General features: G+C 59.2%; 23 protein-coding genes. 12 read left to right on the top strand and 11 right to left on the bottom strand.

Translation table 11 applies throughout. The features are described 5' to 3' along the window. Positions 1-7: 7 nt before the first annotated feature. The 6 genes from AC57B1_RS31060 to AC57B1_RS31035 all read right to left on the bottom strand — a co-directional run bounded on the left by AC57B1_RS31060 (position 8) and on the right by AC57B1_RS31035 (position 8696). Positions 8-1246: a lipopolysaccharide biosynthesis protein gene (locus tag AC57B1_RS31060; protein ID WP_496419611.1), complete on the bottom strand. Its 1239-nt coding sequence runs from the start codon at positions 1244-1246 to the stop codon at positions 8-10. A gap of 31 nt (positions 1247-1277) precedes the next feature. Next, positions 1278-2399, bottom strand: coding sequence for a glycosyltransferase (locus AC57B1_RS31055; protein ID WP_496419610.1), 1122 nt, complete (start codon positions 2397-2399; stop codon positions 1278-1280). A 276-nt stretch (positions 2400-2675) separates the two neighbouring features. Further along, complete coding sequence (locus tag AC57B1_RS31050) at positions 2676-3410, bottom strand: carboxypeptidase regulatory-like domain-containing protein (protein WP_496419609.1); 735 nt, start codon at positions 3408-3410, stop codon at positions 2676-2678. 18 nt (positions 3411-3428) lie between these two features. Further along, positions 3429-5807, bottom strand: coding sequence for a YjbH domain-containing protein (locus AC57B1_RS31045; protein WP_496419608.1), 2379 nt, complete (start codon positions 5805-5807; stop codon positions 3429-3431). Between the two features lie 20 nt (positions 5808-5827). Beyond that, positions 5828-7207, bottom strand: coding sequence for an undecaprenyl-phosphate glucose phosphotransferase (locus AC57B1_RS31040; RefSeq protein WP_496419783.1), 1380 nt, complete (start codon positions 7205-7207; stop codon positions 5828-5830). A 601-nt stretch (positions 7208-7808) separates the two neighbouring features. After that, a complete protein-coding gene (locus tag AC57B1_RS31035) occupies positions 7809-8696 on the bottom strand; it encodes an EAL domain-containing protein (RefSeq protein ID WP_496419607.1) in 888 nt (295 codons plus the stop codon). A gap of 433 nt (positions 8697-9129) precedes the next feature. Between AC57B1_RS31035 and AC57B1_RS31030 the strand changes: the two genes are divergently transcribed. Further along, positions 9130-9408 (top strand): transposase, encoded by a 279-nt coding sequence (locus AC57B1_RS31030; protein WP_496419606.1) that lies wholly within the window; start codon positions 9130-9132, stop codon positions 9406-9408. A 147-nt stretch (positions 9409-9555) separates the two neighbouring features. Here the strand turns inward: AC57B1_RS31030 and AC57B1_RS31025 are convergent, their stop codons facing one another. Next, positions 9556-10950 carry a sensor histidine kinase gene (locus AC57B1_RS31025; RefSeq protein ID WP_496419605.1) on the bottom strand — a complete coding sequence of 465 codons (1395 nt, stop codon included), beginning with the start codon at positions 10948-10950 and terminating at the stop codon, positions 9556-9558. Continuing rightward, a complete protein-coding gene (locus AC57B1_RS31020; protein WP_408341913.1) occupies positions 10940-11617 on the bottom strand; it encodes a response regulator in 678 nt (225 codons plus the stop codon). The genes AC57B1_RS31025 and AC57B1_RS31020 overlap by 11 nt, the downstream gene beginning before the upstream one ends. Before the next feature lie 249 nt (positions 11618-11866). Between AC57B1_RS31020 and AC57B1_RS31015 the strand changes: the two genes are divergently transcribed. The 8 genes from AC57B1_RS31015 (at position 11867) to AC57B1_RS30980 (ending at position 18925) form a co-directional block, all read left to right on the top strand. Further along, entirely contained in the window at positions 11867-12886 is a 1020-nt protein-coding gene (locus AC57B1_RS31015) for an ABC transporter substrate-binding protein (RefSeq protein WP_091806267.1), read from the top strand. Positions 12887-12928: 42 nt separating this feature from the next. After that, positions 12929-13723, top strand: coding sequence for an ABC transporter ATP-binding protein (locus AC57B1_RS31010; protein ID WP_408341911.1), 795 nt, complete (start codon positions 12929-12931; stop codon positions 13721-13723). A 16-nt stretch (positions 13724-13739) separates the two neighbouring features. Next, complete coding sequence (locus AC57B1_RS31005) at positions 13740-14603, top strand: ABC transporter permease (RefSeq protein WP_408341909.1); 864 nt, start codon at positions 13740-13742, stop codon at positions 14601-14603. A 462-nt stretch (positions 14604-15065) separates the two neighbouring features. Continuing rightward, complete coding sequence (locus AC57B1_RS31000; RefSeq protein WP_408341907.1) at positions 15066-15332, top strand: hypothetical protein; 267 nt, start codon at positions 15066-15068, stop codon at positions 15330-15332. A 361-nt stretch (positions 15333-15693) separates the two neighbouring features. Beyond that, positions 15694-17127 carry a tetratricopeptide repeat protein gene (locus AC57B1_RS30995; protein ID WP_496419604.1) on the top strand — a complete coding sequence of 478 codons (1434 nt, stop codon included), beginning with the start codon at positions 15694-15696 and terminating at the stop codon, positions 17125-17127. Positions 17128-17227: 100 nt separating this feature from the next. Next, a complete protein-coding gene (locus tag AC57B1_RS30990; protein WP_091806252.1) occupies positions 17228-17710 on the top strand; it encodes a glycoside hydrolase family 108 protein in 483 nt (160 codons plus the stop codon). Continuing rightward, entirely contained in the window at positions 17710-18399 is a 690-nt protein-coding gene (locus AC57B1_RS30985; RefSeq protein ID WP_496419782.1) for a hypothetical protein, read from the top strand. Before AC57B1_RS30990 ends, AC57B1_RS30985 begins: the two co-directional genes overlap by 1 nt. A 208-nt stretch (positions 18400-18607) precedes the next feature. Continuing rightward, positions 18608-18925, top strand: coding sequence for a DUF4148 domain-containing protein (locus AC57B1_RS30980; RefSeq protein ID WP_496419603.1), 318 nt, complete (start codon positions 18608-18610; stop codon positions 18923-18925). Between the two features lie 329 nt (positions 18926-19254). On the opposite strand, the gene AC57B1_RS30975 is transcribed toward AC57B1_RS30980, so the two are convergent. From AC57B1_RS30975 to AC57B1_RS30965, 3 genes are all read right to left on the bottom strand, one after another. After that, the gene (locus AC57B1_RS30975; RefSeq protein ID WP_091806243.1) at positions 19255-19503 is read right to left on the bottom strand and encodes a hypothetical protein; all 249 of its coding nucleotides are present in this window, start codon (positions 19501-19503) and stop codon (positions 19255-19257) included. Positions 19504-19597: 94 nt separating this feature from the next. After that, positions 19598-20770, bottom strand: a complete 1173-nt coding sequence (locus AC57B1_RS30970; RefSeq protein WP_496419602.1) for an acyltransferase family protein — start codon at positions 20768-20770, stop codon at positions 19598-19600. Positions 20771-20899: 129 nt separating this feature from the next. Then, on the bottom strand, positions 20900-21946 hold the full coding sequence (locus tag AC57B1_RS30965) for a phytoene/squalene synthase family protein (RefSeq protein WP_496419601.1): 1047 nt from the start codon (positions 21944-21946) through the stop codon (positions 20900-20902). Positions 21947-22303: 357 nt separating this feature from the next. Here AC57B1_RS30965 and AC57B1_RS30960 point away from each other — a divergent pair, with 357 nt between their 5' ends. From AC57B1_RS30960 to tehA, 3 genes are all read left to right on the top strand, one after another. Beyond that, the gene (locus AC57B1_RS30960) at positions 22304-23779 is read left to right on the top strand and encodes an ATPase domain-containing protein (RefSeq protein WP_408341897.1); all 1476 of its coding nucleotides are present in this window, start codon (positions 22304-22306) and stop codon (positions 23777-23779) included. A 6-nt stretch (positions 23780-23785) separates the two neighbouring features. Next, a complete protein-coding gene (locus tag AC57B1_RS30955) occupies positions 23786-24136 on the top strand; it encodes a response regulator (RefSeq protein ID WP_091806234.1) in 351 nt (116 codons plus the stop codon). Positions 24137-24417: 281 nt separating this feature from the next. Next, on the top strand, positions 24418-25440 hold the full coding sequence (gene tehA / locus AC57B1_RS30950; protein WP_408341893.1) for a dicarboxylate transporter/tellurite-resistance protein TehA: 1023 nt from the start codon (positions 24418-24420) through the stop codon (positions 25438-25440). The last annotated feature ends 65 nt before the right edge of the window (positions 25441-25505 follow it).

Raw genomic sequence — 25505 nt, 5'->3', positions numbered from 1 at the left:
TACTCCGTCAAATCAGACAATCCAACACGGCCCGGTATCCCGAAGTCCTCGAGCTTGCAGCCCGAGCGGTTACCGTCACACCCCATACCGTGACGATCGCCCCTACGATCGAAAATATCGCCACGCTGACGACGGCAGATAAGTTCAAAACATGCGTCGCGTATAGCGTGGCAATCAAGACGCTGCCTGACCACAATTGGAATAAGAAATCCAGCTTCTGCTTTCGCACCGCCAGAAAAACCTGCGAAAGTGGAACGTACAAAATCTGCACAGAAAACAGCGGGATCAGGAAATAAAAGAACGGCGTGGCGCCTTCCCACTTCGCTCCAAGGAACAGCGCAACGACCGGTTCGAAGAGAACGAATGCAAGGAACGCGTAAATCAGGCTGACCGCGATCAAGCCCCGCGCATAGGTTCGGTAGACCTGGACTAGCTCGCCTCCACCCGTGTTTGTACGGACTGCGCCGAGCGCATCCCTTCGAAACACTCCGCCGATGCTTTGACCGACAAGTGAAACCGGGGAAAAACCTAGCCGATAAGCCACTGCGAAATAACCTGCTTCCTTCGCCCCGTACCACGAAGGGACGGCGATCGCTAATGCGTAGGTCATAACCGACCCCAAGACAGTCGCGGGAAGGATATATGCAGCAAATCGGCGATTCACAGAATAGAATTTCGGATCGAATGTGACCCGGTAACCCTTAGACCACCCATTGCATAGTGTCGCGGTCAATGCCAATAGCCCTATAACGGTAGTGACGATCGTATAGGCAAAAAACGGCTCCGCCTTGAGCCAGCCCCGAAATGGACTGGCCACACACACGAGCAACCCGACATTCACCGCTATTCTTGCTAACGCAATCAATCCATAGCGTTTCAGGCTGTTCAGATATGCCGCAGCCAGATTGAACATGAATGTGGCGACCGCATACAGTTCGACCAGAAGCAAATGATGCCGCCCGTACGCCAGCAAGACCGCGGCAACCGCCGTAGCGATGGCCGCACCCAAAGCGAGTACGTGAATCAGCGCCTCGAAAGAAACTTCCGATCTGTCAGACAGACAGGCTAATTCGTAACGCAACGCCAGCAGTGTTCCCACCAAAGTACCTAGCGCGACAGAGCCGTTGAATTGCCCCAGAATCTCTGGACCGCGCTCCCGGCCCAGCAACACAATGCTGAGAAACAACAGGACCTGCGCCGTAACAACGCCGCTCATCGAAACTAGCGAGTCTTTGATCCTGACCATTCGCTTGTCCGCCTTCTGATTCCAAGTGTGTCTATGAAAGTTTGGACAGACCGTAAACAGCCACTTGCCGACCGAGTAGACTGCGATAGATATTCAACGTCGAATTGGTCATTCTGGAGGCGGTGAACTCATTGAAGAATTTGGTCGACCCGTTCGCGCCCATTGTTATCCAATCCTCTTTTGTTCTGCTCAGAATACATTCGGCGAGAGCTTTGCTGTCCTCGACCGGGAAAAGACATCCCGTTACACCGTTGACGACAACCTCTGGCAGAGACGAACAATCGCTGGCAATAATGGGTAGTCCGTAACTCATCCCCTCGAGTGGCACCATCGCAAAACCTTCCCATCGGCTCGGCACAACCAGAACATGTGCTGCCGCAAAGACAGGTCCCAGACTTTCGGAATCAAGCCAACCCAAATATCTGACGTTCTTCTGAGGAACGGGAGCGACCGCACCATTTACCGGCTCACCTACGGCAACCAACTCCACCGGGTACTCCTCCAGCAAATTCATTGCTGCAAGAAGTACGTCGAAGCCCTTTTGCCGGTCGAAGCGACCGACGAACAGCAACTGAAGCGGAGATTCCTTCTCGCATGAACGAAGCTCTTGCAGTTGCTTCGGAAGCTGTATCCCGTTGTGCACCAGGATCAACTTTTTCGCTTTCAACCCTGCACGAAGCGCCAACTGCCGCTCATGCTGGCTGACGCAAATGATCACATCCGTAAAAAACGCGAGGAGGTTTTCCACAGTTCTGTACATCAGCAGCCAGGACTTCGAAGTTTTTATCAGGAACGGAAACGCGTGGGGGCAATAAACAACCTTTGGGCGCACGACCACAGCTAGGGGAAGCAAGCATAGGCGCCCGACTACACCAGCGAACGAACTGTGAAGGTGAACCACATCAGGGCGTTCCCTTAAAACTACAGTGACAAAAGCTGTCAGGAAGCGCCACAGCGAAATGAAGTTTCGACCGGAACGCTCAAAGCAATGGATAGTATCCGCGCCAAGCGACGGGAGTTCATCTCGATGGTGCGCCGGAACAAGGCATGAGATTCCACGTACATCCTGTTCGTTGACGTGCGCCAGCATAAGTTGACGCATAACAGTCGCTACCCCGCCTTTTATGGTCTCTGCGGCATGCAGTATTCTCATTTTCCCGGCCCCCAGCCGATCCTCTCGTTCTTGTCATTTCGCTATTCGCGTATCAACGTCTCTAGCGTGCTAGCCCTTTAAAGCGTCTCCACCACCTGCAGCGCACTGCTCTCGCGTCAGCCTAGCTACCCGCTGCTTGATCCAGAGACCGCGCCTCGCTTTCTCATCGCGAATCGATGCGTGTCAAGCACCAGAGGTTTCCTAAAAATCCGCGGAAACCTGGAACTGCGCGCTGCCATCATCGAGAGTCAGTTTGCCCGTCCAAGGTTATGTGGCCTATTTGCTATTGGTCCCCGCCCCTCCCGTTCCGCCAGTTCCCCCCGTCGCCCCGGTATTACCGCCCGAAATCGGCGCCGCCGCCCCAGCCGCCACCGCCGCAGCAGCCAGCGCGGGAGCCGGTTGCCCATAGCTCGTGATCGCGCCCGCGGCCATCAACGTCTCAAGATCCGCATCCGCACCAGGTGAGCCAGGCGTAAACGAAACCGTCAAAAACGACGATGACGACAGCGTGATCCCATACGTTTTCTGGATCAGTTGCACCACAGCCGCCTGGGCATTCGCAATCACCGCGCTATTCGTCAGTGCACTCTGAAACGAAGCGTTGGAAGAGATGCCGGACAGCAACCCACTCACCGTCGTCCCCAACTGCCCAGCCAGATAACTCAAAAGCAACTCCGTCAGCGGCGTCACGTTGAACGTACCCGCACCGGCCGCAAACGAATGAATCGCGATCGCGCCGCTCGACGCGGTAATTGCACAAGGACCGTCGAAACTAAACTTCGCCGAATAAGCACCGCTCGCATTCGCCGTCGCGCTGCCATTGCCGTTCTTGCACGTCAGCACGACACTTGCGTTCGCCAGCGCAGCGCCAATGGCTGCCGTGCCGTTGACCGTAGCGCCGGGCGAACTGCCGCTATCATGACCACCACCGCAAGCCACCAGCGCACTAGCCGCAAGAACCATCGATCCGAACTGCAGCGTGCGCAGCGTGGCGCCGTTAAGAAGCTTCATCGCTATCTCCAAAGAAGATCATTCACAATTGACTGGCACAACTACCGGTGCATCGCTAACGCCTTTCAACCCGTTCCCGTAGGCTTCGCGACAAAGTTCGATGCGCCTTGAAAGCTCCCTTGCGTCCGGCTGAGGTTGCGTTCTATTCGCGTCGTCATCGCGCCGCCCGTACCGCAAATACGCATCTCTCATCCGGTAAAGCTGCGTGGAGAAGTACTCTCCGCTAAAGCGCCCTTGATTCAACAAAAACTGCTGCGTGCTATACGGGAAACTCATGCTCTCTGCCCCGTTCGCCGACAGATAATTCGTCGATCCAACCCGCGTACGGAAATCCAGATCGAACTGCCCCGTCCCATCCACCTGACTGATCCCCGGCTTCATGCCCTGCCGAAGCGTGAGCGGAAAACTGACCGCAGCGCCCACAAAGGTACCTTGCCCGCTATGCTCGCCGTGCACGCTGACGGACACGTCGTCGAACCAGCGCGTGAACGTCGCGACCGGACCCTTGTCCCCACCGACAAAGCGTGCGACGCCTGCCTCGATCCACAGCTTCCAGGACGGCTGCACCCAGCGGTACGTCAGTTGCGCGTTCTTCTCACTCGGCAAGGTGTCGTGGCCGGGTTCATGATGCAAATAGGCGAGGCGCAAACGGATCAGGTCAGGCCGACCGGGCACGAACATAGTCGTTTCGTTTTGCACGCCGACATACGAGTAGTCGAACTTGCCCACCGACGCCACGTTGAAAACCCCCGGCACAATCCAGAAGCTCTGCGCCAACGCAACCGCATTCAGCCCTCCACGCAAGCGGTAGTCGCTAAAGACACGACCCTCATCCATATTCTTCGTGTTGTAGAGCGGCGCGATATAGCTCGCGTATAACTCCGCGCCGCGCCAGAGTGGGACAAATCCCTCGATGTTGGCACCGAGAGATGCATCAAAAACGCCGTACTCAGTACCATACAGATAGCTCACTATCGGTTCGATCTGAATACGGGTCAGCCCATGCGTGTGCTCATTGCCATGCCACGCAATGGAGTCCGGGTCATATGTCGGCCGCGTGCTCATCGTCAGCGAGGCGCTGGCAGCCGACGGCGCAGCGCCTGCAACGAACTGGGCGAATGCCGCCCGATCGACCACAACCTCGCCCAAAGGCTCATTCGCCTTCTTGATGACCACGCGAATCTTCTCTGTACCTTGCGGCGCATTCACGCTTGCCACACCAAGGACGATGCCAAGCGCGTCGGTCTCGTTCTGGTTGTAACGATGGTTTTCATATTCGACGACCAGGTCACGCCCACTCATGCCGACACGTACACGTTCCAGACCGGCTGCGAAAAGTTGCGCGGCAATTTCATCGAGTGCGAATGTTTCGAGCGCATCCGGCATGACAGGAGCCGGCGAACCCAACGATCTGGCGGGCGCGATTTCACTCAACATTACCGACGCATACGAGTGCAGTGGCGGCACATACGCGATCGGCGCACCGGCAAGAGCATTTATGCTGCTTGCCGAGTCCCGCACGTCGATCGGCCTTAGACTTGCGAGCCTGGTCGACACTTGCTCGTCATCCTCTTCCGCTTGCACCGGCAACGCTTTCGGCGCTTCGCACAATCCATCGGCACAACGTTGCGCGCTAAAGCGCTTACCCAGCGGAATTTCAATACCCACGGAAAAAGACGTGCGCGGCGAAACTCCGTTTGTCGAACGGATCGAGCGCATCAATGTGCCGATCACGTTTGCATCGGCAAGCCAGCTAATTCGTGGCGACTGGTAACGAACGCCCGCATAAGGCGTTCTCGAATCGTCTTCCGCCAACAGCGACAAGCCGGTATTCCAGAGCAATATCTGCGCACCGCCAAAAAATCCGTCGAGCCGATCCCCTTGTCCATAACCGGCAGTCAACGTCATCGGTCCAAACGCCTGTGACACCACGCCGTATTTCGAGCGGAAGAAATGCGTTTGCCCGCCAACGTCCGTCACACCGAACGCTATGCTCGGCTGATATTTGAAGAACTTCGGCACTTCGACTTTTACGTCACCCATCAAGTGACGAAACAAAAAGTGGTCCGCATTCGTAAAAGGCGCGTGAACATCGCCCGGATAATTCGCAAGCCCGCCGGAAAGCTCGACATACGGCAACAACCCGACGGCGCCCCAATACATCTGCGAGTCTGTCGCCTCTTTCCCGTAGCGCGGATCGATATAGTTGTTGTACTGCACTTCCACCGTACCTTCCGGCAATGCAAACGCATACGGAATCACGAGTCCACCCGCCTGACCCAACGCGCTTAGCGCGGGTTCCACGGCGAACGCCGAAGCCGAGAATGTCAGGGAAACTGCCAAGGTCACTGCTGTCCGAGCCAATAGTAGTATTTGTCCGCGCAATGTCGTGGCCATGTTTTGCTGTTATAGGTCCGTCAATACGCATTGCTATGGACGAAGCCCTTCGCAATCGTCGCGACGACAATTCTCATATCGAGGCCGAATGACCAGTTACGCAGGTAATACAAATCGTGTTCGACTCGCCCTTGCATCTTCTCGATCTGATCCGTTTCCCCGCGGAATCCGTTGATCTGTGCCCATCCAGTGATGCCCGGCTTGATGCGGTAACGGTGGATATATCCGTTGACGACTTTCTGATAGAGCTCATCGTGTTCGATTGCATGCGGCCGCGGTCCGACGACCGACATGTCGCCGCAGAGCACATTGAAGAATTGCGGAAGCTCATCGAGACTCGTGCGCCTGAGAAACGCCCCGACTCGCGTGATCCGCGGATCACCCTTCGTGGCCTGCTTGACGACACCTGACTCAACCACATGGGAGCGCATTGAGCGAAACTTGTAGATCCTGAAGATACGGCCATCCGCGCCCTTACGCTTCTGTGTGAAGAACACCGGGCCACGCGACGACAATTTCACCGCGGTAGCAATGGCAATCAGCAGCGGCGCGAGTGCAATGAGCGCAAGCGCGGCGAATATGCGGTCGAATATCTCTTTCTTCAACAGAGCGCGTGCAGGCACAGGTGACGCCACCAGATTGATCGCTGGCATACCGATCAAATCGATCACGTCGCTATCGAATAGCGCGACGCTGCGCATGTCCGGCACAAAGCGTACGTTTACAAGATCGTCGCGAAACTCGCTCACGAAACGCGAGATGGCTTGCTCCTCCGATAATGGCAGTGCGAGCCACAGCTCCTGTACACCGTGTGACCTGACGTGCGCAGCAAATTTGTCGATCTCGTCAAAAACCGGCACGCCGGATCCGACGACTCCCACAGCCGGCCGCAGATCGAATGCCACCACGGCTCGGAAGCCGCTAGACGGCGAACCTTCGATATTGCGCACCACCTGCTGGCAGTGGGCGCCGCATCCGACTACAGCGACTCTGCGCAGATTGAGACCCGCATTGCGAATTCGGTCCAGCACGATATGCATGGCAACGCGCGAGACAATCAACGCGCCGCCACTCAGCGCAGTCCAATAAGCGAACCAAAGTCGTGATACGTAGTCCGTACGATGCAGCGAGAACATCAACACGAGTCCACAACCCTGAACGATGAGCCACGCCAACGACACCTGTCCTATCAACCGCCACATGGCACGTCCGCGCCATGAGCCATAGACGCCGAGCACTGGAAAGAGAACTAGCGTTGAAGCTGCTGCAAACGTAATGAACCCACTATCTATCCGGTCTGGCGCAAAATCTCCGAAACGCACTTGCGCCGCAGCCAACGCGCCCAGCACGACAAGCATCACGTCGAGCAAACGCGCGATAGGGCTTTGCAACCCCGATATCGTCTTTATCTGCGGCCTGAAATTCGCCGTATCCATTCTTTACCCCGCGCTGGTCTCTCACGCCAAACGTTTATTTCGAGCCGCTGAACCTGCGTTGGCTCAACAGTTCTCATGACCTGCTTCCATCACACGCTATTCACGACAACAGCACCCCGGCGCGGATAACGTGGATTCGCTCAACGGGTCGCGCGACGGGCCGACCGGTTGAACGCAAATAAAAATTGGGGGATTTTTCGAAAAAACACCCGCGTCCCAGCTTGATGCGGACACGGCGACTGAACGCAAATACTCCGCGATCTTCGGCGGAAGACCGCATCGCTCTGCGCTGAGAAGGCCGCCTGATAACCCCCGATCAGGCGATCGTTTTAAACAGAATTCGTAGCAACTTATGTTTCTACTTCACGCGCGGTATGTGCAGCGCGAAACCAATAAAGCACCAAGCGTGCCAATTTCTTTTTTATTCGTGTGATCGTCAGCGTCTATTCCCTGAGCAGCGCGTCCACGCTTGATCCGAGAAGATAAATTGACAACGTGAAACGTCTGCCGATGTCGATTAGATTGCAATGCACCGCGCGATGTTACGTAACGTCCGGCGCGCGTGTCACGCCTCCCGCCGTAGCCCCAACACACTCGCCAACCCAGCCCGCGGACGCTCGAACAGAAACCCCTGCACCAACACCTCAGGCCACCGCTTCAGCCACTGAAATTGCTCTTTAGTATCGACACCGCTCACCACCACTCGCACATCGAGCGCATGCAGCAGATCCATCAGCGCGGTCATCACCGCCCCCGCCCGCTTATCGTGCGGCACGGTCGCCATCAATTCACGCGCGACCGTCACGGTGTCCACATCCAGCGCACCGAGTAGCGCCATCGATGACCCGCCGTTGCCCCATTTGCCGAGCGTGATGCTGACACCCGCATCCCGCAGACTCCCAGTCAACGTGCGCAACGAAAGGAGTTTCGCCGCTTCAGCGCTATCTGAAACCTCAATTTCAAACAACGCAGGAGACACCCCATAGGAATCGGACACTCGCGCAATTTCGCCCGCGAGCGACTCATGCAGCGCCACATGAACCGGCATCGCGATCGCGACCGGCTGCAAGGGCAGATTCGCGTCAAGACAACCGCGCAGTTCGCGGCATACACCGTCCACAATAAACAACGCCATTTCCAACGCGACCTGCGGATGCTCGATCGGCATCATGAAACTGCCCGGAAGCAGCACGCCATAATCAGGATGCGTCCAACGAACCTGCGCTTCCAGACGCGCCAGAATTCCGCTCGCCGCACGATATGCACCTTGAAACACAAGGTGAAATTCATCCGCGCTCAACCCCTCCAGGACACGGCTTTCGAATTCGCTCAGTCCCACGGGAACATCACCGGCATCATCCAGGTCGTTTGGCGCGATACGCGCGGCATGCGCCGCACGCTTCGTGAGCGGGAGCGCAAGCAATTCAGGTTTTGCATAGTCGAGCGTGTGCATGGCGAATTTGTTTTTTGTCCCGCCGACATATGCACATGTCGTGCCAATAGGCGCGACCACTACCGCTTAGAGCTCGCCGGATTGCCGGAAACCCCCGCCGGGCATCGCATTGCACAGCGCAAGGAGCAACCTTGGCGAAGCGTGATTTGCCTCGCCAAACGTTTGCGCGACGCCATACGTTACGTAGCGTTCCGCTTTACGTTACGTTGCACCGCACATCATCGCTAGTGCGCGGAACAAATGCGGATACTGACCAAGCTCGCCAAGTCCAGCCCATCAAAGAAGTCAAGCACTTCAAGCGAGAAAACCCGGAACAATCTACCGCGACGCATCGCAACAAGACGATTTGACCGATAAGAAAAGATTTACTAGTATCGCCACAGATGCAGCGGAAAACGACTGCGCATTCCTCACACAGTGTTCCGGGGCAGCCATGCTACAAATCCCTCTTTCCGACGACGACTGGGCGCGCGTCGAGAGTCTCTTTCCCGACCTTCGATCTACCCGCGGTCGGCCTCGCCGCAGCGATCGGGAAATTCTCAACGCGATACTCTGGTTGCAGCAAAGAAAAGAGAAATGGCACAGGCTTCCGGCCACTTTTCCGCCGCAGCAGACTTGTTATCTTCGATATATGACCTGGAAGAAGACGGGCGTGCTCGACCAGGTGAATGAGCTGCTTCCAGTATGTTGCGCAGAGCTTTCGAGTTGCTGATCGGCTATTTGATTTGCTTCGCATGCCGTAGCAAATCGGAGGCGAGCTACTGCGTTGACGGTCGTGTTTGCAGGACGCACTGATCCGCATCACCGTCAGTCATTAGATCCTCTGCAACCGTACACGCGACGCCGCTTTACCGAGGCTTTAAACCGCCTGAGGCTGCTCTGCCGCCGCGCGTGGAAACGAAACGCTGATATGCACGCCTTTGCCGCCCTCGCCCGGCTTCAGCGTGATTGCGCCGTGATGGGCATCTGCGATTTCACGCACAATGGCAAGGCCGAGTCCAGTGCCCTCCGTATCCGCGGACGCACGGAAAAACGGCTCGAAAACGCGGCTGCGCGACTCGGCCGGAATGCCAGGGCCATCATCCAATACGCGTACGGTGACGGTATCGGCTTTGGCATCCACGCCCACGGTCACGTGACCGCCACTTCCGGTATAGCGAATCGCATTCTCAGCGAGGTTCGCTATCAACGCCTGAAGCAGCCCGCGGTGCCCGGCTACCGGCGCGGTCCCGTTCAGTTCGGCGCCCAGATCGATGCCCCGCGCCTGCGCGAGCAGGGCGAAATCTTCCACAACTTCCATGGCAAGTGGGACCAGGTCCACCGTTTCCACCGCCAGTTGCGTGTTGTCTGCCGCCTCCGCTTGCGCGAGCAACAGTAGCTTGTTCGTGAGCCCAACCATCGAACGATTACTGCGATGCATGGCGGCCAATGCTTCATCGAGAGCGGGGTTCAAGCCCCCCTGTTGACGCGCGAACTGCAACTGCGTGCCGAGCAAAGTAAGCGGCGTGCGCAACTGATGCGCAGCGTCGGCGATAAAGCGGCGCTGCGCGGCCACCTGAACGCCCAGCCGCGCAATGCACTGATTGATAGCTTCGACGATTGGCCGCAACTCGGTATGCAGCCTCTCGACACGAATCGGTGCGAGTTGCATTGGATCGCGGTCGGCCACATCCTCTTTCACTTTCATTAGCGGCCGCAATTCGAAAGTCAGGCCGATGCACACCAGTGCGACCGCCAGCACGATCATCTCGATCTGCCGCACAAGTTGCGGCTGCCATAACTGCTCGGCCATGGCATCGCGCGAGCGCACGGTTTTACCGACCGTCACGAGCACGCGATGAGTCGCGCCGTTGTCGTACATGAGACGCACAAGGCCGACCGCGCGCACGGCGTGGCCCTGCAAATGCGTGTCGTAGTGATCGGGCGTATCCGCGGTCTGCGTAGGACGTGTGGGAAACTCAGGCGTGCCCGCGAGGAGCCGGCGGTCGTCGACGCTCACGCTATAGAACACCTGGTCGCGGTAAGGCGACACGAATACTTCGAGCGCAGCGGGCGGCACGTCCGCGCGCAGGAAGCCGTCCACCCATTCCACTTCGCCGGCGATCATCCGCGCCGACGAGATCAGTTGATTGTCTTGCACCAGATCCGCTGTGCGCCGCGCGTTATCGTATTCGGCCTTGCCGGTCACGAATACATACAACGCGAGTGGCACCAGCAGCCACCACAACAGGCGCATGCGCAGGCTATTGGTCATCTTCTTTCTTGCGCAGCAGATAGCCGAGGCCGCGCAACGTGACGATCGCCGCCGAGCTGCCGTCGAGTTTCTTGCGCAGACGCGAGATGTAAATTTCGACAGCGTCCTCACTGGGCTCATCCGCGAGCGTGAAGATCGCGTCGACCAGCGCCGGCTTGGTGACGGTCTTTCCCAGTCGCAGGATCAGCGCTTCGAGCACCGAGCGCTCGCGCGGTGTGACGTTCAGCGGTGCGCCCTTCAGCGTGAACTGCCGCGTATCGATGTCGAACGCCAGATCGCCGCACACCACTTCACTCGCCTTCGAGGGTGACTGCCGGCGAATCGCCACCTTGATCCGCGCAATCAGTTCACGCACTTCGAACGGCTTGACCAGATAATCGTCCGCGCCGGCCCCAAGCAGTTCGACCTTTTCGTCGATCGAGCCGCTCGCCGTGAGAATCAGCACCGGCGTCGCGTCGCCGCGCTGGCGCAGACGGCGCAGCACGTTCTTGCCCGACAGCTTGGGCAGATTCAGGTCGAGCAGGATCACGTCGTAGTGGTTCGTGCGCAGCAACTGGTCAGCCGCGTCGCCGTCCTGCACGGCGTCGAGCGCGAACGACTCCTGCTCCAGCATCTTCGCGAGCCAGTGCGCCAGTGTGGGGTTGTCTTCGATGAGCAGCAGCTTCATGGCGGGAACGGCAAAAGTCAGGCCGTCGATTGTGCCGTAAAACAAGGGCTTTGCGCGCTTCCCCTGTGGTTTGCGGCATACGCTGTCGAGTTTTGGGCGGGGTTGCGGCTAAGTTGCGGGTTAACACCCATGATTTGCCCCCAACCCCGAAAGCTACCAGAAGGTTTCAAATTTCTATAATCGCCGTCATTCACCCAGAAAGCGCCGCATGCATCACCCTGCGGCGACTAAACCTAAGGAGACTGCTTCATGCGTACCTTGCGCCAGATTGCCGCCGTGTCAGGTGTTGCATTCACCCTCGCCGCCGCCTCGGCCGCGGCTCACGCCGAAAAGCTCACGATCATGGTCGGCGGCGCCACCAAGATCATCTACCTCCCCGCCAAGCTCACGGAGCAACTCGGCTACTTCAAGGACGAAGGGCTCGACGTCGAAATCCTCTCGCAACCGGCCGGCGTCGACGCGGAAAACGAACTGCTGGCGGGCGCGGTACAAGGTGTAGTGGGCTTTTACGACCACACCATCGACCTGCAAAGCAAAGGCAAGGAAGTCCAGGCGCTGGTGATTTTCGGTCAGGTGCCGGGTGAAGTGGAGATGGTTTCCACCAAGGCGGCGGAGACCTTCAAGAGCATGGCCGACTCGAAGGGCAAGACCCTCGGCGTGACGGGCCTCGGCTCGTCGACCAGTTTTCTCACGCAGTACCTCGCACAACGTGCGGGCGTGCCGTCGACACAATACACGCTGCTGCCCGTCGGCGCGGACAACAGTTTTATTGCGGCCATCAAGCAGAACCGCATCGACGCGGGCATGACGACCGAGCCGACTGTCTCGCAGTTGCTGAAGACCGGCGACGCCAAGGTGCTGGTCGACATGCGCACCCTGGAAGGCACGCGCGCCGCGCTCGGCGGCACCTATCCGGCTTCGAGCTTCTACGTGCAGCGCGCGTGGGCCGAATCTCACAAGGACGAGGCTGCCAAGCTGTCGCACGCTTTCGCGAAAACGCTGAACTTCATCGCGACGCATAGCGCGGAAGAAATCGCCGCGAAGATGCCGAAGGACTACTACGGCAACAATAAAGACCTGTACGTCGGCGCGCTGAAAGCATCGCTGCCGATGTTCACGAAGGACGGCAAGATGCCTGCCGATGGTCCGGATACGGTGTTGAAGGTGCTCTCGGCGTTCAATCCTTCGGTGAAGGGCAAGCATATCGATCTCGCCAAGACCTACACCAACGACTACGTGTCGGCAGCGGTCAAGACCGCGGCGAAGTAACGCTCTTAAATCAACGTCACGAGAACAGCGAGGCAGCAGCCGATGAATCAACCCATGTCACGCGATACGCCAGCGATCGAACTGCGCAACGTATCGTGCCGTTTCATTTCTCCCGATGGCAAGGCGACCATCGCGTTGCGCGACTTCAGCATGTCGGTGGCTCGTGGCGAATTCGTCGCGGTAGTCGGCCCCACGGGTTGCGGCAAGTCCACCACACTCAGCATGATTACCGGTTTGCTGAAGCCCACCACGGGCGAAGTACGCGTGATGGGCGCGCCGGTGGACGGCATCGATCCGCGCATCGGCTTCGTGTTTCAGGCCGATGCCGTGTTCCCGTGGCGCTCCGTGCTCGACAACGTGGCGGCGGGCCCGCTGTATCGCGGCCGCTCGAAATCGGCCGCGTATGACGAAGCCAACGAATGGCTGCGTCGCGTGGGCCTCGACAAGTTCGGCAAGCACTATCCGCATCAACTGTCCGGCGGCATGAGGAAGCGTGTGGCACTCGCGCAGACTTTCATCAACAAGCCGGAGATCCTGTTGATGGATGAACCATTCTCGGCACTCGACATGCAGACGCGCACGTTGATGCAGGACGAGCTTCTGCAATTGTGGGGCGGTGTTGGTTCGGTGGTATTCGTCACGCACGATCTGGAAGAAGCGATTGCGCTGGCCGACCGCGTGTTCGTACTGACCGCGCGCCCGGCCACACTGAAGAAAGTGTACGAAATCGATCTGCCGCGTCCGCGCGTTACGTCTGAGATCCGCTACGAACCGCGCTTCATCGAAATCTCGCGTGACATCTGGCACGACCTGCGCGAAGAAGTGCAGATTGGTTAATCAAGGAACGGCAAACATGTCTACAACCCCTCAACAGATGATGCCTTCGGGCATCGACGCCGCATCGCTCGCGCAAGTCGAACGTGTGGCCCAAAAACGCATTCGGCAGCGTCACGCGCTGGTGATCTCGTTGCGTATTGTCGTGCTGGTGGTCGTACTCGGCGGGTGGGAACTGTCGGCGCGCCTGAAGTGGATCGACCCGTTCTTCTTCTCGATGCCAAGCGCGATTTTCGACCAGATCGTCGACTGGTTCGTCAACGGCACCTCGCAAGGTCCGCTGCTCACCCAGGTGTGGGTCACGCTCGAAGAAACGGGCCTCGGCTTCATTATCGGTTCGGTCGCCGGGGTGTTCTGCGGCATCGTGCTCGGCCGCAACAAGCTGCTCTCCGACGTATTTAGCCTCTACATCAAGATCGCCAACTCGATTCCGCGCGTGGTGCTCGGTTCGGTGTTCGTGATTGCGCTCGGTCTAGGCATGGCGTCGAAGGTGGCGCTGGCCGTGGTGATGGTGTTCTTCGTCGTGTTCGCCAACGCTTTCCAGGGCGTGCGTGAAGCTGACCGCTATATGATCGCGAACGCGCAGATTCTCGGCGCGTCGCGCCGGCAGGTAACGACTTCGGTGGTGATTCCGTCGGCGTTGAGCTGGATTCTCGCCAGCTTGCACGTGAGCTTCGGTTTTGCGCTGGTCGGTGCGGTCGTGGGAGAGTTTCTCGGCTCGAAGCAGGGTATCGGTCTGCTGATTTCCACTGCCCAAGGCGCATTCAACGCAAGCGGCGTGTTCGCAGCGATGATTGTGTTGGCTGTGGTCGCACTCGCAGCGGATTATCTGTTGACTGCGGTCGAACAGCGGCTGTTGAAGTGGCGGCCGGCTGCCGTTTGATCGCGGAGTCGCTGTACGCCGAGTAGCAACACCTTGCGTCGAAGGCTAATGCCGTTCAATCATGGATTGAACGGCATTTTTGTTTGTGCGCTGGCCACCGCCGACACATGTCGTATCACCGCCACTCCACCCCCCGATACTTTTTCCAAATACGCATTCAGGATGGCTGATTAATGCTTGAATCCGGAACCGATCTATACGTCTGCTTCACATGGCGGAGGCAAGAACGGCTCTCTGAACCGTCGCCGAACAAAAGAGCCTCAGCGCGCGCCTTTCCTTGCTACACGAAGCACTTCGATAACGCACCTCTCTGGTGCGCTGCGCAGAATTCGACAGGGAAGCCGGTAATCGTCTCCGCCCTGTGTTTCGTCGGATTGGACGCCATGTGTTGCGTGCAGGTCCGGCGGAAGTTCCGCAATGAGGTGTCGCGAGAGCGACGCCGAGGGTTTGAAGGAGATGGACATGAAGAAGGCTCTGATCATCGCAGGCGGACTGCTTTGCGCTTTGACATGGCAAGCGCACGCTCAGGACGCCGGCACGGAGAGTACGGCGCAAACTCAACCGTCGGCAGCCGACGCGGTGGGCGGACAACCCGCCACCACTTCGATGTCCGGCGGCCCTGCAAGCACACAAGGACTTTCACGCGCAGCTGTCTACCAGCAACTCGTTCAATCGCAGAAAAGCGGCGAAGCGGCGCGCTTGCAAGATCTATTCAAGGGCGGCAATTAAAGAGCGCAATAGCGTTGAAACCGACGGCATGACGTGGATCGTGAATCGTCCACTTCATTGCGTAATAACGCCGTAATTTCGTGATCGTCTGGCTGGACGAAGCGAATGCGGCGTCTAATCGAAGCAGCCATTTTTCGTAGACAGGCGGCCGCCTGCTTCACCGTTTCGCGCCGCCTGTCTCACCCCAACAAACTCGCGATCCGCATTCGTCGGTCCACGCACAACACATTTGCGCCGTTCACAACGGCCGTCATCCCGTACACGCCCGCCGTACAAGACACCGTGCGCTATGGCACGGTCGATGCATAAGAGTCGACATCCAGTCGTGCACTTACCAACATCGGTTGAATCGAGGTGCGTCATGTCGAGTGTGCAAAGTCAGCGTCGCCCAGTGAATTGGCGAAGCCGGTCTTTTTCCGCGGAGAGTGGTTCGAAGCATCGCACTCGAACTCATCACCTTGCCAACGGACTCGTGCCGTTCGGATTACGCACCGCCGGCTTCATCGGGCGCGGTCCGAAGCAATTGTGGCCCTATGTTTTGCCGTGGGTCTTCGCGGTGCTCACCATCGGCTTCTTCTGTCTCGTCGTACGTGGCGTGCTGACGCGGCAATTGCTGGTGCCGCCGGTCGAAACGCCGCAGTCGCTCGTGGAACGCGGCTATACGTCGAACTTCCTCGCGGAACGCATCATGTCTTCGATGAGAGCGATCGGCCAGGACGCCGAATCGATTCCCCACGACACCATGACCGATAACGACGCGCAACCGGACATTCAAATCCCCGGTCAGGAAATGTCATATGCGACGACGGTGCGTTTCATCAAAGGCATCATCAAGCGCACGGACGTTGTCGTTCACGTCGGCATCACCAAGGTGAACGACAGCGCGGATTCCTACATCGCCCATGTGCAGATTGAAGGTGGCCCCTTCAATTCCCGTGAAAGCACGGTGCCTTTCGAAGGACGCGATCTGGAAAAGTTCGTGAACGACATCGCTGTCAAAGCCATGCGTCTGGCCGAGCCGAATATTCTCGCCAGTCACCTCTATTCGCAAGTGCAGAGAACCCGATGCTCGCTCGCGCAATGTGATTACGGCGAGATCGTCTCGATCTATGACGAAGTTCTGGCACTGCCCGCCTCCGAACAAGGCGAATGGGCACTCGCCGGCAAAGCGTGGCTGCTCGCCAATCAGGGACTCTCCAAAGAAGCCGAACAGCAGACCCGCGAAGCGCTGACCGTCTACACACATTCGGCGGTGCTGCGTGCAAGCCTCGGCATTGCACTCGAACAGCAGCATCGCATCGACGACGCACTCGAAGCATTGCGAGCCGGCGCGAGCGAGAAATCGAAGACGGCCGAAAATTTGCGCCTTCTCGGCGACGTGCTGCTGCATGCGAATCGTCACTCCGAAGCACTCGACGCATTCAAGCAGGCGGACCGCATGAAGCCGGATTCCGTCGACAACCTGCACGATTGGGGCGAAGCGCTCGTCACTGTCGGCCGATATGACGAAGCGATAGAAAAGCTCTCCCGCGCGGTCGCACTGCGCCCGGATCTGGCGCCTTCATACGCGGAATGGGGCCGCGCACTGGATCGCAAAGGCGATCTGCTCGGCGCCTCGCGCAAATATGCGCAAGCGTTGCAACTCGACGCAGGGAGTCTGTCGGCGCGGGAGAGTCGTCTGGCGCGCGTCGCCAAAGCGGTTCAGGAAGGCGATCGCCGCGACATGACGAAACCCGATAGTCAAGTCAGACCGGTTTCCCATCCCCCCGCAGCACTTCCGTTTCAAACCGCTTAACAGGCGCCCAGTAGTACCGGATGGACCGCCACGCAAGCGGCTCGGCCCAGACACACTTTTACCGTTGCAGTCATACACACAGTGGAAGAGGAGATGATCGATGGACAACTTCGATGAAGCGTTCAAGGCTCTGATCGGAAATGAAGGCGGGTACTCCTTCAATCCGCATGATCCTGGCGGAGAAACGATGTGGGGCGTAACAGCACGCGTGGCGCGCAGCCAGGGCTATACCGGCGCCATGAAAGATCTGCCGCTGGACACCGCGAAACAGATCGCGAAACAACGGTACTGGGATCCCTTGCACCTCGACGAACTCGACTCGCGAGTGGCGTTCCAGATATTCGACGCCAACTACAACGGCGGACTGGTGGTGTTGTGGATGCAAAAAGCGTCCGGCGCGCAAGAAGACGGCAAGTTCGGCCCGGACACCCTGGACGCGGTCAAAAGCGCGGACCCGCTGAAGTTTGTCATGCGCTTTGCCGCCTATCGCTTGCGTTACCTGCGGAACCTGCATGCATGGCCCAATTTCAGCCGTGGATGGACAGAAAGAATGGCCGCTAACCTTCTCCTTGGAGCAGCATGATGGACTGGTCAAAAGTAGCATCGAACATTGGCAGCACCGCCCCGCTTCTCGCAGGGCTCGTGGGTGGTCCGGTCGGCCTCGGTGTCACCGCCGCAGCGTCGATCATTTCACATGCACTCGGAACGCCGAGCGACCCCACCTTCGTGGAATCCGCGTTGAACGATCCCGGCGCAATGGAGAAGATCCGGCAGGCGGAGAGCGCGAACTCGTTGCAGTTGCAACAACTGATGGTCACTGCCGCCCAGGCAGGCCTCGCGCACGAAAGCGACATGGCGCGTATTCAGGCCGCCGATCGGGCCGACGCGCGCGCAATGGGTATCAGCAATAAGGATTGGGTGCCCAAAGTGCTCGCCATGGCGGTGACGGCAGGCTTTTTCGGCATTCTGTTGCTCATGGCGTTCCAACCGCTTCCGGGGCCGAACAAGGATCTCGTCAACGTGATCGTCGGCGCTTTGGGAACGGCGTGGATCAGCATCATCGGCTACTACTTCGGCACCTCGGTAGGATCGATGCGAAAGACCGAGTTACTCGCCAAGCCCAGCGTACCCATTACGCCGGACAGCGCCGTCACGCTACGCGAGCCCGCCACTTCCGCGGCGCGCTCACAAGCAGCGCCCGCTCCTTCGCATGGCGAGATATTTCAGCCGTTCGCACCGGGTGGACAAGGTCCGATTTATTCAGGCAGTTGACTCGCGCTTCGACGTCCGGACGATGCAATGATGGGCGAACGACTCTCCATGTGCATCGTCCGTTGATGGCAGTTTGTCTCAGTTTCAGCAACAAACATTACCTGAAACGGGGATTACTCTCTCCAGATCGCAAATCTAGAATGCAATCACTGACTACGAACGAGAACGCTCGTAGCAACACAAAAAACCGAACTGGAGGTAGTTGATCATGAAATCGCTCATTCAAGCTGTTGTTATCGCCACTGTACTGGCCGCTCCTGTCGCTTCGTTTGCGCAGTCCAACCAGCCCGTGACCCGCGCTCAAGTGCGTGCGGAATTGATTCAACTCGAGAAAGCAGGCTATCAACCCGGCCGCGACGACCCGCACTACCCGGCTGACATTCGGGCCGCGCAAGCTCGCGTCGACGCTCAGAATGGCACCGCGCAGGCAGCACAAAGTGGTTTTGGCGGTGTGGTGAGTGGCGCGTCGCAATCCGGCCGCCCGGCACTCGCGAACGGCCCGAGGTCGGTCTACTTCGGCAACTAAGCCGAGGCCCAAGCGGTAATCAGGCAGGAGCCTAGCCTCAACCCGCTGTTCAGCGGTCCGGCGCACGCAGGCAACGCCGCTTGCGCGATGCCAGGACGCTCAGCGCGCGGACACAATGCGCGCACTGATTCAAATGAACTGGCCCGCGACCGAGTCTTCCCGATCGCGGGCCAGTTGTGTATTCCTTACCTCCGTCATCGGGCTCCCGATGGCTTCCGCCTGGACCTTAGCGGTCCGGGCGCTTTTTACTGGCAACCGGTTTGGCTACGCCTCAACCTCGGCAGAACGCGGGTATAGGCCAGCTTCATATATTGGGCGAGCGAATCGCGTCAGTCGCGCGCCACCAGATCGCCCACCTGACCGCGCCCGGTGACGAGACAGCTCGATAGAAAATTCTCGCCCTGGCTGCTGGCGCCCATGTCTCCAAAGCCTTTTTTCAGCGCGTTCGATTTGACCAGCTCAGCGCCCTGGTGGCACGTTATCGTCCCCATCTCCCCCGCTTGCGCGCGCATCAGCGCCCTATCCGCCATCAGATAGCCAAGCAGCAGCACCACGGCAATATTGAACGCCTGTCTCATGGTTCGCCTCCTCTTTTGAGCAGACTAACGCGAACCTTGGATGCGTGGTCCTAGGGGTTTCCCGATCGAACGCTGTTTTATGATGCAGATTAAATCAGGTAATGCTTCCGCGCGATCCGTTATGCGAGGTGACTGGATCAGGCGTGACGCGCAGAAAGCGAAGCCTCTGTATGCTCTTCTGCACACGTTTTGTATTCTGCTCGAACAGCATATAGACCGCGTACGCATACAGGTAGCACGCAACGAGCATGATCATGAGCACCAGCGCGCCGCGGGCATCGAACTGGATGCGCTGCCCGAATCCGACTGCGGCGACGAATAGAATGAAAGAGAAATGCGTCAGATACAGCGAATAGGACAACCCGGAAAAGCGTATCGCGACACGCGACACAAGCGCCGGACGCAGTCGAACGTTTTCCCAAAGAATGCAGCGCAGGAACAGGAAACACGGTACGCCGACGATCCAATCGTTGCTCCACAGGAACAAACGCGAACACACCAGCGCGGTGATAAACGCCGCTCCGCTGGCGAGCGTGAACCAGGGCAAGCCCGTACGCGCGCCGCGCGACGGAAAGCGTTTCTCCAGCACCACCAGGACGACGCCGAGCAGCCATAGTCCGAACCCGTTCAGAAGCGACGGAAACGCAATCATCGTGGCGAATGCGAATGCAGCCGCGCCGAAGGCCACAAAGCCTCGCCGCCGACGCAATAGCACGAAGCACGCAGGAAACCAGAGGTAATACCAGAACTCGTTGGCGAGGCTCCACAGCGGTCCGTTGGAACCATAAGTGCCGCACGCGAGGGTCTGCAGGAACACGAGGTTGCATGCCAGCGTCGCGCCACCGAGATGCGAAGCGACGTTGATCTGCTGATCGAACGTACCTTCGGTGCCAAGATAGAACGGCCCGCCTGCCAGCGCGATACCCATGCGGTCCCAGAACATGGTTAGAAGCAATGCGGGAATCAGCACGATCCACAGCCGCGACATGCGTTCGGTCAGATAACGCTGCCAGTTCCATGTTCCAGCCTCGACCTGGCGCAACACTGAACCGCCCACGAAGTATCCGCTCAGCAGGAAGAACACGATCACCGCGGTGTGGCCGTAGTTGCTGATGAAATAAAACAGCTTGCCGGCCAGCCCGATTCCGGCGCTCGCGCGGTAATCGACAAACATGAGATTGCGCAGATGGCTAACGCACACCGCGCCCGCCGCTAATGCGCGGATCAGGTCCAGCGTGTCGCAATGTTGTTTGCCGGTAAGCGCCATGTAAATCTGAATCGGACAAAGGAGTTGTCCGTCAAACTACGGCCCACCCTGTTTTTATTCGGTACGCTCTCCCACATTGCATGGGAGACGGTGCGGCGCCCTACCGAAACAACGAACAGCTCACGACATTCAGAAACGCGCTTCGATCTGGCTGATCCGCCGTTCGACAGCGTGGCGCACCAGCCCATTCGAAGGCACCAGCAACAGCGACGAAGCAATGATCTGATACACCTTGTTTCGCCTGACTTTAGAGACTTTCTCGGGATCGAGCCAGGCATTGTTGTCCACGAGAAGGATGAGCGTCTCCAGACCGATCAGAATCGGCCAGAGGCTCGCGAGACGCAGTCGTACCGCAAACGCCGGAATCGCCAGCGTATAGTCGAGCGCCTCACGAAAATGATCGAGTGTCTTCCGCAGGAGCTCGATCATCAGCGGCCGGGCCCGCACGGAATTGGCTGGCAGCAGCAGGTCTTGCGCGCTTAGACCATATCGGTCGAGCATAGTCTGCGGAAGGTAGCAGCGGCCAATCCGCAAATCCTTGCCACAGTCGCGCAGCACGTTGGTCATCTGCAGCGCCTTGCCGAAACGCACACCGCGCCGCGCCATGGTTTCGGGCTGCTCTTTCAGCGTGCCGGGCATGTGCGCGTAAGTCATCGTGGTCCAGAATTCGCCAACGCAACCCGCCACCAGGTACGTGTAGCGGTCGAGTTCTTCGTATTCTCGCAGCGCAGCAATCTGGCCGGAACGTTCGTCCGGGAAGGTGCGAAGGTCAAACTCCATGCCCTCGGTCAGCGTCGAAACGATCTCGCGAACGGCCTTGCGATCGAATTCGCTCAGTTGCAACAACACGTCGAGCGCCGGGCCAAGCGATTCGAGCAGCACCTTCTCATCCGACTGAACCTGCTGCCCGGCCACTTCGGCCGCCATGCGCTGGAACAGCACATCGTCGTCCGCTGCGCCGTTCACCTGATCGCGCAGCGACAGCAGCAAGGCGAGGCGCTGTTCCGGAGAGATCAGCGAAGTGTCCGCAATCGTGTCGGCCGCGCGCGCCAGCAGGTAGGCAAGTCCGATCGGATCGCGCATCCCGGTGGGCAGCACGCGCAGTGTGAGATAAAAGGAGCGTGAAACGCCTTTCAGGAGCGGGCCGAGAAGGAAGGCCCGGGTCAAATTCGGCATGGATTGGATCAGGTCGGGAATGGCGAAAAGTGGGCAGAAATCTGGCGCTGCCGAATTGTATACGGCGCGGCGCCGCCACTCTTCTTTCGGTTGCCATTGCATCGATTGAAAAGCTTGCCTATATGGCGGCCATCGGATCGGCCCGTTCGCGCCCATTGGCCGCGCGTCCCTTCCGCGCCGCCCCGAGTGGCGGTTCGCCAACCGGGCCGTCACCAGATAGAATCCCCCGCATCCGCGCCCACGCGAGAGCGTTGCCGTGCGACAGCGGGAACGCGAATTGCTGGTAAATGTAGTTTGAGTAACAGACGGTTCGAGTGCGGGCCGTCGCTTCTGCGCACCTTGAATGACACTTCGACAATGACTATCCACGAATCTCCGTCGTCTTCCCGATCCAACGTGGAAACGGGCGTCCCCGGTCTCGACGAGATCCTGGGCGGAGGTCTGGTCCGCGGCGGCGTCTACCTGCTGGAAGGCATGGCCGGCGCCGGCAAGACGATTCTGTCGAGCCAGATTGGTTTTCATCGTGTAAGCCAGGGCGAGAAGGTGCTGTATATGACCTTGATCGCCGAATCGCACGACAAGCTGCTGGGGCATCTCAAGGGTCTGAGCTTCTTCGATGAAAAAGCGGTCGCACAGCAGATGCTGTTCGTCTCCGGCTATCACGAACTGATGCAGGACGGTCTCGACGGCTTCCTCAAACTGATCGCCTCGAGCATTTACGATTACCGCCCGAGCCTCATGATCATCGACGGCTTTCGCAGCGCGCGCGAATTCAGCGAAACCGAGTTGTCGCTATCGAAATTTATCCATGAGTTGAACGCGCTGGTCGCAGCCATGGATTGCACGACCTTGCTGCTCGCGCCGCTCTCGGGTAACGAACCGCATCCGGAGCATACGCTGGTCGACGGTCTGATCGAACTGAACCGGTACAACGACGGCATGCGCCGCGCGCGCGAAATCGAAGTCCACAAGATGCGCGCGCGCAATCATTTAATGGGCAAGCATTTCTTCCGCATTGCCGAAAGCGGGCTCCTGATGTTCCCGCGTCTCGAAGCGCAATGTGCTGCGCCGCCGGGTCCTGTGGATCTGAAAGCGCGCCTCGGCTTTGGCCTGCCGCATCTCGACAGCCTGCTGGGCGGCGGCTTTGCGCAAGGCTCCACGACTACGCTGATCGGGCCGTCGGGCGTCGGCAAGACGCTGCTGTGCCTGCAGTTTCTTGCGGCCGGCGTCGCGCGCGGCGAGCGCTGCGTCTACCTTGGCTTTTACGAAGGTCCGCAGCGGCTGATCGGTAAAGCCGAGGCCGTATCGATCGGGCTCACCGAGGCTCACGAAGACGGCCGGCTCGTCGTCCAGTGGCAACCGGCCGTCGAGCTGGCTGTCGATGAGCTTGCGGCCACCGCACTCGCCACGGTCAAGAAGATCGGCGCGTCGCGCATCGTGATTGACGGGGTGGAGGGGTTCCGCGATTCCGCGTTGCGCCCCGAGCGTTTTGGCCTGTTCCTGAATGCGCTGCTGCACCAGCTTCGCGAAGCCTGTGTCACCACGCTGCTGACTGAAGAGCTGCCGCTTTATGCCGACCCCGGCCATGCGAAGAGCGTGCGGATGTCGGCGCTGACCGAAAACCTCTTGCTGCTGCGTTACGCCGAAACGGAAACGGGCCTACGGCGCATGATTTCCGTGGTCAAGCAACGTGAGAGTGCTCACGACACCTCCTTGCGAGAACTCGTTATTTCGGCTCAGGGCCTCGACGTGATTGACACCCTGGCGAACCCCGCCAACGTGTATCCGGCGACCGGCCTGTCGGCCACGCTGCCGCCACGGCGAAATACGTAGCCGCCCATGAAAACCATTCTGGTCGTGGACGACGAGTTCGACATTCTCACAGTGTGGCGGTTGCTGCTGGAGCGGCACGGCTACACGGTGCTGGTCGCGTCGAACGGGGCCGCCGCGCTCGAACAGATACGCAAGACCCGTCCGGACATCATCGTCTCGGACTGCATGATGCCGGTCATGTCGGGGCTGCAGTTGTGCGCGGCGCTCAACGCCGATCCCGATCTGCGCGCCATTCCGATCATTTTGTGCAGCGCGGCCGCCGATATCCCCACGCAGCCGAACCCCACCATCGCATACGCCCGCAAGCCGCTGTCATTCGACGCATTGCTCGCGATGCTTCAGCGCATGGCCGCATAAAGCAACGTCAGGCCGCTGATTCGGCGGGCCGACGCGCTAAACGCGAAAGCGCCCGGCCGCAACCCGCCTTCACCGCTGCGTGCGACATTCGGAACGCCAGCGAAACCACGCGCAACGCGGGCAACACCTCCCAGCCCATGCCGCTCCCGGCATCTTGAGACGATCGCGCCATTTGTTGAGCGCACCCAGCATTCTGCGTTTTGCCGCAGCCTTTTACAGTACGTCATCGATCGCGCGATACCGGAACACTGGAGCGCGACGCAACTTTCGGAGGATCGGTGATGAGCAGCAATCGCGGGAGAATTCCAGTTGCTTTCTTCGGGATCGCGGTGGGCGCACTGGCGTTTGCCAATTTGTGGCGCGTGGCGATCAGGCTCTGGCACCTGCCGGCCGCGATAGGCGGCTTGATGACGGTGGCCGCGCTCGTCGTGTGGCTCGTCATTCTGGCCGCCTACGGCCAAAAATGGTTGACGCATGGCGCCGAAGCGCGCGCGGAAATGCAGCATCCCGTGCAATCGTCGTTTGCGGCGCTCGGTCCGGTTTCGAGCCTGCTCGCCGCGCAACTGATAGAGCCGTACGCGCATACGCTGGCGCTCGCTCTGTTCGGCGTGGCCGCGATTGCACAACTGGCGCTTGGCGTGTATTTGCATGGACGGCTCTGGCAGGGCGGGCGCAAGCCTGAACTGGTAACGCCCGCCATTTATCTGCCGACGGTAGCGCCGAGCTTCGTTGCCGGCACGGCTGCGGCCGCGTTCGGGTTCCATCAGTTGGGCGGGCTTCTCTTCGGCGCGGGTGTGCTGTCGTGGCTTGCAATCGAATCGCTGATCCTGCACCGCGCCGCCGTGCATGAACCACTGCCCGAAGCATTGCGCCCGCTGCTCGGCGTGCAACTCGCGCCGCCGGTGGTGGGTGGCGTGACCTATTTGAGCCTGAGCAGCGGCACGCCTGACCTGTTTGCCCTGGTGCTGCTCGGCTATGGCCTGTACCAGGCGGTGCTGCTCCTGCGCCTGCTGCCGTGGATTCGCCAACAGGCCTTCACGCCGGGTTACTGGGCCTTCAGCTTCGGCGTCGCCGCCCTGCCGACCATGGCCCTTCGGATGGTCGAACGCGGCGCGACGGGTCCGCTCGAATGGGCCGCGCCGCTTCTGTTCATTGCGGCGAATCTGATCATCGGGATCCTGGTGGTGAAGACGCTGAGTCTGCTGGTGAATGGCAAGCTGATTCCCGCGGCCGCGGCCCCAGCGGCTAGCTCCCGGTCCGCATCGGACGCACCGGCCGCTTCACGAATCGCACAAGCCAGCTAGACTGCCGCAACGGATTTCGGCGAGGCGCGCCGCACTCTCGCGCGGCCCAGGTTGCCAGCGCGACC

The sequence above is a fragment of the Paraburkholderia sp. BGA-UO-ETr-F21 genome (assembly GCF_059567925.1).
The sequence above is the reverse complement of the archived record's forward strand: the minus strand, read 5'-3'. Positions and strand labels throughout refer to the sequence as shown.